Genomic DNA, 12,262 nt, shown 5'->3' on the forward strand with positions numbered 1-12,262 from the left:
TGCTATAAAAAGTTTATTTCCAATAACATACATTGCAATACGTTTTGTATTTCAATTTTTTCAACAATTTGTTGTTAATTGATTTCAAAACATTTCCAGATATTTACAATCATATCAGCATTTCCAAAAGCGGATTGCCTTTTTCACTCATATAAATACCCAGCATTACAGGACTGATTTTTTTTAGCTACATTGCATCTCGCAAAAAATTGTCCGCATGGCATCATTGGCAAAATCTTTTACCTTATTTATCCTGTTGTTTTTTGCGTCGGCGGTATGGCCTCAGTCCGGCAGCCAGATCAGTTGGAGCACTGACAGCGAATCATTACCCCAGAACAGTATAAAATCCATAGCGCCCGATAAATATGGTTTTATATGGATGACAACCGAAAATGGGCTGGTACGATACGACGGCAGGGATTTTAAAATTTTCGATAGCGGCAATACCGGAATAAAGAATAACCGGATCACTTACCTGCGCGGCAGCTTAAAAAAAGATTCCATTTACACTTCAACAGAAAATACGGAAGACATAATTTTGATCAACCACCGAAGAGCGCTCAAGGTAGATCCAAAAAAACATAAAGCGCCATGGTTTGATGATCCTGGCAAAAACAATCTTTTAATCTGCGAAGGCATTCCAAGCTATTTTTTCGGGTTACCAAAAAGGCCTTACAAAATTCCGCTGCCCGGCGGAGATTATTATTCTATCGCAAATGATTCCGTTGCCCATTATGACAACAAAAAAAACCTGCTGTACAAAATCAAATTCCATTATGAAGCCAATAAGTACTTTTTCGTCCTTGGGCAAAAACTATTTTACCTTGCACCTGACGGAAAATATGCTGCTATCACGGAGCGCACAGTTTCCAGTAGCCAGCTAAAGATCAAGCCGGGAAATGATTTCCAGATCTACTGGAACATCGTGTCTGAACAGGTTTTCCTGTATAGCAATGAAAACCTGTACCAGCTTCATGCAGATTCCGGAAAACTTTCAGAAGGACTCCTTATCGAAAAGCAGGACCTGAAATCGGCTAATGTCTGGACAATTTATTTTGACTCAGGCAGTGGCATCATTTATCTTGGCAGCATAAAAAAAGGCCTCGGGATTTATAAAATAAAATCCTTCAAAACGATTACTCCGGATAAGAACCATCATCCTGAATTGTTCGAAATATTTTACGCGATACATCCTTATAATGATTCCACGGCCATTTCTTCTTCCGGCATTTTTATGGATGGTAACGAAATCATCCGAAATCTGGAATTTTACACCGATAAATATGACGTGGCGATAGATCAAAATGGCGATATATGGACCAGTTACTTCTCGCTGCTTCACCGTTACAAAAAATCAGACGGTTTTAAAAAAATGGAGGAATGGGATTTTATCGATGACATTTCTACTATTTATGTTGCCAAAAACGGAACGATATGGATGGATCTTGCCAAACGCCGGAAAAATTTTGGAAAGCTGTATCATTTCAAACCGGACCAAAAACCTGAATTCATAAAACAGGCCGATCTTAACACCAAAATCAACTGCATTACCGAAGATGCAAACGGAAAAATATGGCTGGGGACGAAAAACGGGTTGTATTTTATGGACAGCGTTTCCGGAAAACCCATTGCAGTAGCCGGTTCCGGCAATATAAAAGTAAGGAGCATTTACTTTGACAGCGATCAAAACTTATGGTTCACCTCTTATGAAAAAGGCTTCCTTCTTTACCGCAATAACAAAATCTACAGGTTCCCTACCGACAAAAATGGCTACCTGAATGCTTCGCATTGCATCCTGGAAGATCATAAGGGCTTTTTCTGGATCTCTACAAACAAAGGGCTCTTCCAGGTGAAAAGGAAAAGTTTACTGGACTACGCTTCCTCAAAAATGCACGCTGTTTATTACCAGTACTATGATAAAAGTTTCGGTTTCCTGACCAACGAATTTAATGGTGGCTGCCAGCCGTGTGGCACAAGGCTTGCCAATGGAAATTTCCTGTTCCCTTCCCTGAACGGCGTAGTTGTTTTTAATCCTGACAAGATTTCCCCTATCCTTCCCAACAAAAATATATTCATAGATGAGATTATCGTCGATGAAAAAAATATTACTACTGGCAAAAGCATTGAACTGAATCGCAATTTTGAAAGGATTACTTTTGTGGTATCCAGCCCTTATTTTGGCAACCAGTCGAACCTGAATTTTGAAGCCAGGCTCGAGGGGCCTGACAACCAGGACTGGATGGCAATAAAGGACCACCGTAGCATTACGTTTACAAAACTGCGTCCGGGAACCTATACCCTTACCATACGCAAGCTGAACGGTTTTGATTCCCGGTATGATTATACTAAAATAAAAATCATAGTGCCAGAGGCATTCTGGCAGACAGCCTGGTTCCAGTTCCTGATGATCACCCTTATCGTTTTATTGATATATGCAGGATATAATTTTCGCCTTAAATTTATCCGGAAGCGAAATATCCTTCTCGAAAAAACCATCAATGACCAGACCCATGACCTCAAAAACACCATCAGTACTTTGAGGGCCACTAAAGACAGTTTGCACGAGCAGGCAGAAAAAACAACAAAGCTTATGCAATACATCACGCATGATATCAAGACACCGTTGAAATTTATGTCCATGGCCAGCCAAATGATGTATGAGTCGGATAATTCCAATCCCGAAGAATTAAAAGAGAATCTTAAATCGATTTTTACCTCTTCTACCCAAATGTACAACTTCATTGACAACCTGCTCGAATACACAAAAGCGTATACCAATAATGAGGTGGACACCGAGGAATTCAGCTTGTACAGGATTGTTGAGGAAAAGATTGCACTCTTTCAGGGTATCGCCCAATCACAAAAAACAAGCATCAGGAACCTGATCATGAAAGATACTGCATTGGTTACAAACCGGCAGCTTTTTTCTATCATTATCCATAACATCCTTGACAATGCCGTAAAATATACCGGCAACGGATCAATCATTATCAGCGCTGTTTCCAGTCCGGAAAAATTGGAAATTGTGGTCAAAGATACAGGCGTAGGAATGAGCGAGAAAACCAAAAGACATTACACCGCATTGATGGAAAATTACGAAAATAACGAATCGAAGAAGAGTGCCAAACTTGGCCTGTATATCGTCATAGAATCGCTGCTGATCCTCAACGGAACGATAGAATTCACAAGCAAGGAAAACAGGGGAACTACGATAAGGATGAGTTTCAGGAAAATTAAGCCGTAAGATCGTAAGCTTTAAAAACGCTGATAAGCCCTACCACACTATTTACGGACAATTTTTCAAAAATCCTTGTTTTGTAGGTACTTACAGTGCTATTCTGCAATTTGAGTTTGTTGCCGATTTCAAGGTTTCCATCGCCGTTTACCAGCAACCTTGCAATTTCAAACTCACGGTTTGAAAGCATCTCTATCGGGTTATTGGTTTGTTTTTTATTATGTTGTTCCGCAAGTTTAGCCTTGATGTTGTCACTGGCATACCCTTCATTGTTGATCATTGCCAAAAAGGCAAGCTTGAACTCATCCTCAGAACTCAGTTTATTAAGGTAACCATTGGCACCGGCTTTGAGGTAGCGCATCGCGTAAATTTCTTCCTCATAAGCTGAAAAAATCAGGATTTTCACGTCCGGCTGTATGGCGCGTATCAGCTCAATCATTTTTACCCCCGAGCCTTCAGGTATCGCAATATCGAGTACAATAAAATGAAAGGTTTGTGTCCGGAGGTGCTCGAGCACTTTTGAAAAAATTTCGGCATGCACGACATTCACATTTTCAAATGCCTGCTTTAAAATCATTGAAGCGCCTTGCCGAACGACACTGTGGTCGTCAGCAATGAGAATGTTCGAAGGGTTCTGCATAAATGCTTAAGAATAACAGATTCTCCAAATATAGCAGAAATGTTTCGTAAATTTTAAAAAAAACAAATAAAATAAATCGGCTGTTATACGAATTCAAAACTATTTTAATTACCGAATAAACCTTACTTTTGCAGCCAATTTTAAGAGTATGAGTTTCACAGAAGAAATCAAAAGGAGGCGTACATTCGGGATCATTTCACACCCTGATGCCGGAAAAACCACATTAACTGAAAAGCTGCTATTATTTGGAGGCGCCATACAGGAAGCTGGTGCCGTAAAAAATAACAAAATAAAGAAAGCCGCCACTTCGGATTTTATGGAAATCGAACGCCAAAGGGGAATCTCGGTTTCCACTTCGGTACTGGCTTTCAACTACAAAGACAAAAAAATCAACATCCTTGACACGCCAGGACACAAGGATTTCGCAGAGGATACTTTCAGGACACTCACCGCCGTCGATAGCGTTATCGTAGTGATCGACGTGGCCAAAGGGGTTGAGGAGCAAACTGAAAAACTCGTAGCCGTGTGCAGGCTCAGGAACATCCCGATAATCGTTTTCATCAATAAACTGGACCGCGAGGGAAAAGACGCTTTCGACCTGATGGACGAAGTGGAACAAAAACTGGGGCTTACCGTAACGCCTTTGAGTTTCCCTATCGGAATGGGCTACGACTTCCAGGGGATTTACAATCTTTGGGAACAAAACATCAATTTATTCAGCGGTGACAGCCGTAAAAATATTGAAGAAACCATTGCTTTCAGTGATGTCCAAAATCCGGAACTGGATAAGATCATCGGCGAAAAACCGGCATCTAAGTTGCGGGAAGAACTCGAATTGATTGATGAAGTTTACCCAAAATTTGACAGGGATACCTACCTTGACGGAAAACTGCAGCCGGTGTTTTTTGGATCGGCTTTGAACAATTTCGGTGTGCGCGAATTGCTGGATTGTTTTATCCAAATCGCCCCTTCCCCACTCGCTAAGGAATCTGAAACACGGTTGGTAAAACCAGAAGAAAGTAAGATGTCCGGATTTGTTTTCAAGATTCATGCAAACATGGATCCGAAACACCGGGACCGTTTGGCATTTGTTAAAATTGTGTCCGGTGTTTTTGAAAGGAATAAGCCCTATTTGCATGTAAGGCAAAATAAAAACCTAAAATTTTCAAGTCCGAATGCGTTTTTTGCAGAGAAAAAAGAAATCGTGGATATTTCCTACCCAGGAGATATTGTCGGGCTGCATGACACCGGAAATTTCAAGATAGGCGACACGCTTACTGAAGGTGAAATTATGAGTTTTAAGGGAATCCCGAGTTTTTCACCGGAACATTTCCGATACATCAACAATGCCGATCCACTAAAAGCAAAGCAACTTGACAAAGGCATCGATCAGTTGATGGATGAAGGTGTGGCGCAGCTTTTTACGTTGGAAATGAATAACAGGAAAGTCATAGGAACCGTAGGTGCACTGCAGTACGAGGTGATACAATACAGGCTTGAGCACGAATATGGAGCCAAATGTGCCTATGAAAATTTCCCCGTACATAAAGCGTGCTGGGTAAAGCCGGACGATCCTAAAAATGAGGAATTCAAGGAATTTAAACGCATCAAACAGAAGTTCCTTGCGATGGACAAATACCAGCAATTGGTGTTCCTCGCCGATTCAGATTTTACGATTCAAATGACGCAAAGCAAATATCCTTCTGTGAAGCTATTTTTCACTTCTGAATTTGATTAATCGCGGTTAAAGTGCTGAAAAACACATTTTTTTTAATTTTTATTTATCAAAAAACGATTTCGTTTAAATTTTTATTTTAATTTTGCCAAAGATTAAGAGTTTTTAACACAGGTTTACATCTGGTTTTTTAAAAAATGCGCTTCTGCGTTGGTTTTATAAAAAAAAATGTTATATTTACAAAAAAGTTTAAAATCTAAAATCGATATTATTATGAAATTTCATTACAAAAAATTCTTGCTTTCGATAGTCATGTTGACTGCAAGTTTCGCGACTTTTGCACAAATTCCGGATCCGGATGAGGATCCAGGATCAGGAGGAGATGACCCAACACCGATAAATACTAAACTTATCTGGCTTGCTATATTAGGCGTTGCCTTCGCTTTTTACCAGTTCAAAGTATACAGAAAAAGGCAAGAAGCATAATATCAGTGATATTAAAGCAAAATTCGCACCAATATAGTTGGTGCTTTTTTTGTTTCTATACACTTCACTAAAAAAATTCAAAGAATTTGTTCTTTTTCAAAAAACCAAAACCATTTTTAAGAGATCTTTTAGGCGCCGACTATGTCGATATCCATTCCCATATATTGTTTGGGATTGATGATGGCGCTGCCACTTTTGAAGATTCAAAATTCCTGGTTGAAAGCATGATGGAATTCGGGACAACCGCATTCATCACTACACCGCACACTATTTTCAGCGTTTGGGATAATAGCAGGGAGGACATCCTTTCAAAAGAGGATGACACAAAGAAGTTATTGACCCAAAACGGCATCATTGTTCCATTTCGCACCGCTTCGGAATACCTGATGGACAATAATTTTGTAAAGCAGTTCCAATCTGAGCCTTTATTGACTTTAAAGGACAATTATGTGCTTGTGGAAATGTCTTATATCAACGCACCAATCCAACTCTACAACATCCTTTTTGATTTGCAGGTCGCAGGCTACACACCTCTCCTGGCACATCCTGAGCGGTATCTTTTTTACCACGGCAACTTTGATGAATACCGAAAATTAAAGAAGGCAGGCTGCGAATTCCAAATCAATCTATTGTCTGTTACGGGTTACTACGGTGAAGCCGTTTTCCAAACCGCAAAAAGACTTCTTGAGGCTGGAATGATTGATTTTGCAGGCTCTGACGCACACCATAAAAACCATATCAGGGCATTCAGCAATAAAGTCGGAATCAAGGACACAGAAGCTTTAAAAGCCGCTATTGCACACAACAAACTGTTTTTGTAATAAGCATAAATTAAAAAGGAAGCCTAAGGCTTCCTTTTTAATTTATTCATGAGGGTAACGTACCATGGATCCTTTTTGACTTCCACCCCGTAGCCATAGCCATAACCATAGCCGTAACCATATCCATAACCGTAGCCGTAGCCATAACCGTAGCCGTAGCCTTTCTTACTGTAGGTATCATTAAGAAGGATTGACATGTTCGGTAATTTCTTGTCTTCGTAAAGCGTTTGTGGGATCTTAAGCATACGCTTGTCAAGGAAATTCGCCCTGACCACATAGATGACAGAATCCGCATATTTAGCAATAAGCAAGGTATCAGTTACAAGGCTTACCGGTGCAGTATCTACAATAATATAATCGTACTCTTTCTTAATTTTTTCAAATAAAGTGCCCACTTTATCACTCAAAAGCAATTCTGCCGGGTTTGGCGGTATGACACCCGCAGGCAATACGTAGAAATTATCATAACCATCCAGCTTAATAATCAGGTCGTCTACGTTAACATCCTTAGAGGATAAATAAGTTGTGATCCCACGGTTCGGGAGCGTCATATATTCATCCAGCTTAGGGTTCCTGATATCAAGCCCTACGAGCAACACTTTTTTCCCTGACAACGCGAAAGTACCCGCAAGGTTTACCGATATAAAGGTCTTACCTTCTTTAGGGAAAGTAGAGGTCATGAATATGGTCTTTGCGATACCATCCTGTGTATCGGTAACAATAAAATCAAGATTTGTCCTGATGATACGCATCGCTTCCGCAGAACTTGAGCGGCTGTTCACCCTGATCAATTCATCATGCGTTTCTGATTTCGGGACATCTCCTATAAACGGAATGGTAACGCGGCTTTCCACATCAAACCTGTTGATAATTTTGCTGTTCAGCAGATCGCGGATATAAATAATCAGGAATGGGATTAAAAGTCCCAGGAACATTCCCAATAAGTAAATGAATTCCCTTTTTGGAGAAATAGCCGTTGGGTTAGGGTAAGCGGCATCAATGATCTTGGAATTTGCAGCAGTAGCAGCCAATGAAATGGCATTTTCCTCCCTCTTTTGCAACAGGTAAAGATACAATGTTTCCTTGATTCCCTGATTTCTTGAAATGCCCCTGGCAATTTTTTCCTGCTCCGGGATCTGTCCGATTTTACCCGAAACGATTTTTTCCTGCGCTTCAAGATCGCGTTTCTTAATTAGCAAGGTAGACTTAAGATTTCTTAGTGTCTTAAGCAAGCTTGTTTTCAAATCCCCAATTTCGTTTTTGAGGTTAATTATATAATCGTTTTCTTCGGTTCCTCCGGGTGTCACCCTGGCAAGGCGCGTAACTTTCGTATTGTAAGTAAATATCAATTCCGAAGCATCGCCATCCTGGACGAGGTTAGCAGGTATCACTTCATTGTTGGCATTTTTGTTAAGAAAATCGATGAGAAAATCCACCACATTAATATTAGATGATATTTCTATTATCTGTTTTTCGAAAGCATTTGAAGTCTCTACAAAAATACTGGCATCGGTAGCGAGATCGGTAATCTTGTTTTCCTTTTTAAATTTTTGCATCCCACCTTCAACACTGTCCAGTTCCTTGGTGATATTTACCAGTCGGCGGTTGATGAAATCCCTGGTTTTGCTCGACACATCATTCTTATCCTTGATGGCATCTTCATTATACTTGTAAATGAGCATATTCAGGAAATCGGCACCAATTTCCTTAACGGGATCGGTAACGGTAAGATTCAGCACACTTGTGGTCATTTTATTGGCAGGTTCCACCTTCAGCCTGGCCTGATAGGAATTCACCACTTTATTAATGGAAATCAGTTTCACCATCGTTTTGCCAACTTTTGGCGACTGGCCGTTTTCCAACACATTCCGTGTAATTACAATATCACCGAATTTGCATTTGATGGTTTCCCCGTAAGAATATCTGCCTTTCTTTTTCAGTAATTCATCCGCGAGCTCATATTGGGTTGGAGAGACTGCAGTAATTGTAAATGTGGTATCGGTATCATAAAAATTCGGGGCCTTATTGATGAAATTCACTTTAATCCCGGAGTTCTTATAGGCCTGAGAAGTTTTAAACCTACCTTCATTAAAGTAAGCCACATTCAGGTTTAATTCCAATATGGTATTTTTAACCAAAGTCCTTGAACGCAAGACCTCAATCTCATTATCGACGTTGCTTTTTACACCACCGAGAAGACCCAAATCACCGAATGACGTAAGCTCTGACGCAACACCTCCCTTTTTGTCATCCTTAATTAATATACTGGCTTCAATCTTATAAATTGGCGTAGCATAACGAAGGTAAAAATAGCAGGCAAACGTACAAAGCAGGCAAGAAAGCACAAACCATTTCCAATGGAAAATATACTTACCGATCTGCTCTTTGATATTATACTGACTTTGCGAAAAGTCTTCAGTAATAGAGGGTTTATTGCTTTGCATAATTATCTCGCAATCAATGCGATTATGGTGATTAATAAAGAAATTGCAGATATACCAACCGTTACATTGGGTCCGACAACTGATGAATTGACCTTGGTTTGATTTGGTTTCACATAAACCACGTCATTCTGATCGAGATAATAAAAAGGGGAATTGATAAAATCCGCAGAAGTGATATCTACAAAATGATGCGTCTTTACACCATCAACATCCCTGATGATCAGGATTTCTTTACGGTCTCCGTAAATGGTGAGGTCACCCGCCTGGCTCAAAGCTTCCGGCAAGGTAATCCTCTCCGTCTGTACCGTATAAAGCCCCGGACGCACTACTTCACCCATCACTGAAATTTTATAATTTACGATCCGGAGGTTGACGATTGGTGACGTAATGTATTTCTTAAGTGCTGTTTTAATTTTATCGACCGCCTGGCTTTTTGTAAGTCCGCCCACTTTAATCTGCCCCAAAATCGGGAATTCGATGTTGCCATCCTTGTCTATAAGATAAGTCTGATACCTTACGCCAGAGCCGCCGCTCCTGTCCTGGTCTTCAAGGCTGGAGGCAGAATAAGTAATCAGGTTGTATGGGACTGCAGCCTCAGGAACAGGCGATGAAATGATGATCAGCAGTAAGTCATCTGATTGTAACAGCGGCTCAAAATCAACTTTTTCACCCCCTTTAACATTCTCAATACCCTGAAAATAAACCAACTTTTTCTTCGATTGGCATGAAAACAGAAAAACCGCGAGACACAACAGACAAAATATCCTCTTTATCATAAATAATTTATTACATTTTCAGGCAGAAAATTCTTTTCAAAAAGCTTTTTAAAACGTTGCAAATATAGTCATTTAAGCTTAAATTCCCTGATATACTTTCATTTTGGTCAGTTGACTTTATCCAAAGAGGCAAAATCAGAATTCATACTTTTGAACTCAGGCACAATCATTTTCATTTTTGTAACTATTTTCTCATTTTCGCAATGATCATGGGCAATGGCAATCAAATCATGGATTTGTGCAGGAGTAATATCCGAATCATCATAAGCTTCCTGCGCGATCATGATTTTTTCATGGTGCGTCGGCAGGGTTTTCGCTGAATCATTCAACAATTCCTCGTATAATTTTTCCCCCGGCCTCAACCCGACAATCTGGATCTTGATTTCCTTGTCTGGTGTAAAACCGGCAAGACGTATCATTTTATTGGCCAGGTCTATAATTTTCACAGGTTTGCCCATATCGAAGATGTAAATCTCTCCTCCCCTTCCCATAGCTCCCGCTTCCAAAACCAACTGGCAGGCTTCAGGAATGGTCATGAAATAACGGATGATTTCCGGATGTGTAATCGTGACCGGCCCGCCTTTTGCGATTTGTTCCGTAAACAACGGCACTACAGAGCCATTGGACCCCAATACATTACCAAACCGCGTCGTAATGAATTTTGTCCTGCACTCGCCCGTATTTTTGAGCAGCCTGCAATGCAGCGACTGCACGTATTTTTCGGCGATGCGCTTGCTTGCGCCCATCACATTGCTCGGATTTACAGCTTTATCTGTTGAAACCATCACAAAACTTTCCACATTGTATTCACACGAAAGATCGGTAATGTTTTTTGTTCCCATAACATTCACAAAAACGGCCTGTGAAGGGTTTTCTTCCATTAAAGGAACATGCTTGTATGCCGCTGCGTGGTAAACGACATCGGGCTTAAATTTCGAAAAGACCTTTTCCATCGATTGCCTGTTCCTGATATCACCAATAATACTGGTGGTATGGGCCTCAGGAAAAAGTTTGCTGATTTCAAGTGTCAGGTGGTGTAAAGGCGTTTCGGCCTGATCGAGCATAATGACCCTTTTCGGACTGAAATTAATGACCTGCCTGGTAATTTCACTCCCGATAGAACCCGCAGCACCGGTAATCAAAACGGTCTTGTTGTGAATTTGTGCCGAAATCGACTTGTTGTCCAAAACGATCGGCTTTCTTTCAAGAAGATCCTGTATCTGAAAATTCTTCACCTTCTGCGAGATCTCCTTACGGTCTTCCCAATCAGAAATCAGCGGGACCGTATAGACTTTATAATTGTATTCGAGGCATTCATCCACTAAAGTCAGTTTTTCGTCCTTAGTGAGGCTTTTATCAGCAATAATCAATGCCTCGGCTTCAATAGAACGCATGATAACCGGAATCCTTTTTGACAGGTTCAAAATGGGAAGATTCAGGATCCTTTTAGAAGAATTCTGGTGCTGCTTATCCACAAAACCTACAATCCTGAAACGGGCAGGTTTTTCAGATTTCAGGGCATTGGCCACCGAAATCGCATTGGCATCCGAACCATAAATCAAGGCACGGATCAGGTCATTGGTCTGTCTTCCGGAAAAATAAATTTCGAAAGTCTGCTTTACCACAATCCGATACAGGAACAGCCCGCAAAACGAAAATATAAAGTTGATAAAAAGCCCTGCATTCATGAACAATTTATGCCCGTTAAGGAATAAGCAGCCATAATTGGTCAATACAAGGAAAAGCAATGTCAGGAATAATGCAATGAAAATCTTGACTGCGTCAATAAACGACGAGTGCCTGATAATCCCGGAGTACGTCCTGAAAAGCCAGAAGAAAAACAGGTTAAAAAGCAGGTAAGCCCCAACTATAAAAGGGATAAGTCCTTTATGGATAAAATTCTTATCCATTTCTGCCAGCATCTTGAAAGTCATAAACGCACAAAAAGAAACCACAAGCATATCGAGCGTCAGGATGATCCAACGCGGCAGATAACTCATGTTCCTTACGTCACCAATGCCTTTGAGCCTGTCGACAACAAGCTTTGTAAATGATACCAGGTTCCTTTTTCTAATCGCAGCCAATGATTCTAAATCTTTTAGTAAGGTCAGAATTTATTTAGCAAAAATAACTTAAAAAGTAGGTTTTACTATTAATAATTCCAAATATGATTATTTTTCTGAGT

General features: G+C 40.3%; 8 protein-coding genes. 4 read left to right on the forward strand and 4 right to left on the reverse strand.

The window, feature by feature from the left end; all coding sequences use genetic code 11:
- Positions 1-217 precede the first annotated feature (217 nt).
- The gene (locus HYN49_RS00175; protein ID WP_108902240.1) at positions 218-3,244 is read left to right on the forward strand and encodes a sensor histidine kinase; all 3,027 of its coding nucleotides are present in this window, start codon (positions 218-220) and stop codon (positions 3,242-3,244) included.
- Here the strand turns inward: HYN49_RS00175 and HYN49_RS00180 are convergent.
- A complete protein-coding gene (locus HYN49_RS00180) occupies positions 3,234-3,875 on the reverse strand; it encodes a response regulator transcription factor (protein WP_108902241.1) in 642 nt (213 codons plus the stop codon). The two genes, HYN49_RS00175 and HYN49_RS00180, sit on opposite strands and share 11 nt — an antisense overlap.
- 148 nt (positions 3,876-4,023) lie before the next feature.
- On the opposite strand from HYN49_RS00180, the gene HYN49_RS00185 reads away from it, so the two are divergent.
- From HYN49_RS00185 to HYN49_RS00195, 3 genes are all read left to right on the forward strand, one after another.
- Positions 4,024-5,613 carry a peptide chain release factor 3 gene (locus HYN49_RS00185; protein WP_108902242.1) on the forward strand — a complete coding sequence of 530 codons (1,590 nt, stop codon included), beginning with the start codon at positions 4,024-4,026 and terminating at the stop codon, positions 5,611-5,613.
- Between the two features lie 210 nt (positions 5,614-5,823).
- Complete coding sequence (locus HYN49_RS00190; protein WP_146185022.1) at positions 5,824-6,036, forward strand: hypothetical protein; 213 nt, start codon at positions 5,824-5,826, stop codon at positions 6,034-6,036.
- A gap of 86 nt (positions 6,037-6,122) precedes the next feature.
- Positions 6,123-6,857 carry a tyrosine-protein phosphatase gene (locus HYN49_RS00195; RefSeq protein ID WP_108902244.1) on the forward strand — a complete coding sequence of 245 codons (735 nt, stop codon included), beginning with the start codon at positions 6,123-6,125 and terminating at the stop codon, positions 6,855-6,857.
- Positions 6,858-6,880: 23 nt separating this feature from the next.
- Here the strand turns inward: HYN49_RS00195 and HYN49_RS00200 are convergent, their stop codons facing one another.
- From HYN49_RS00200 to HYN49_RS00210, 3 genes are all read right to left on the reverse strand, one after another.
- On the reverse strand, positions 6,881-9,301 hold the full coding sequence (locus HYN49_RS00200; protein WP_108902245.1) for a GumC family protein: 2,421 nt from the start codon (positions 9,299-9,301) through the stop codon (positions 6,881-6,883).
- Positions 9,302-9,303: 2 nt separating this feature from the next.
- Complete coding sequence (locus tag HYN49_RS00205; protein ID WP_245892218.1) at positions 9,304-10,008, reverse strand: polysaccharide biosynthesis/export family protein; 705 nt, start codon at positions 10,006-10,008, stop codon at positions 9,304-9,306.
- Positions 10,009-10,184: 176 nt separating this feature from the next.
- Positions 10,185-12,077, reverse strand: coding sequence for a polysaccharide biosynthesis protein (locus tag HYN49_RS00210; RefSeq protein ID WP_108904887.1), 1,893 nt, complete (start codon positions 12,075-12,077; stop codon positions 10,185-10,187).
- Positions 12,078-12,262 lie beyond the last annotated feature (185 nt).

It is taken from the genome of Flavobacterium pallidum (genome assembly GCF_003097535.1).
Taxonomy (GTDB): Bacteria; Bacteroidota; Bacteroidia; order Flavobacteriales; family Flavobacteriaceae; genus Flavobacterium; species Flavobacterium pallidum.

Coding starts and splice junctions, on each gene's coding strand:
- HYN49_RS00185 (WP_108902242.1), top strand. CDS start 4,024: ATGAGTTTCACAGAAGAAATCAAAAGGAGGCGTACATTCGGGATCATT.
- HYN49_RS00175 (WP_108902240.1), top strand. CDS start 218: ATGGCATCATTGGCAAAATCTTTTACCTTATTTATCCTGTTGTTTTTT.
- HYN49_RS00190 (WP_146185022.1), top strand. CDS start 5,824: ATGAAATTTCATTACAAAAAATTCTTGCTTTCGATAGTCATGTTGACT.
- HYN49_RS00200 (WP_108902245.1), bottom strand. CDS start 9,301: ATGCAAAGCAATAAACCCTCTATTACTGAAGACTTTTCGCAAAGTCAG.
- HYN49_RS00210 (WP_108904887.1), bottom strand. CDS start 12,077: ATGAGTTATCTGCCGCGTTGGATCATCCTGACGCTCGATATGCTTGTG.
- HYN49_RS00180 (WP_108902241.1), bottom strand. CDS start 3,875: ATGCAGAACCCTTCGAACATTCTCATTGCTGACGACCACAGTGTCGTT.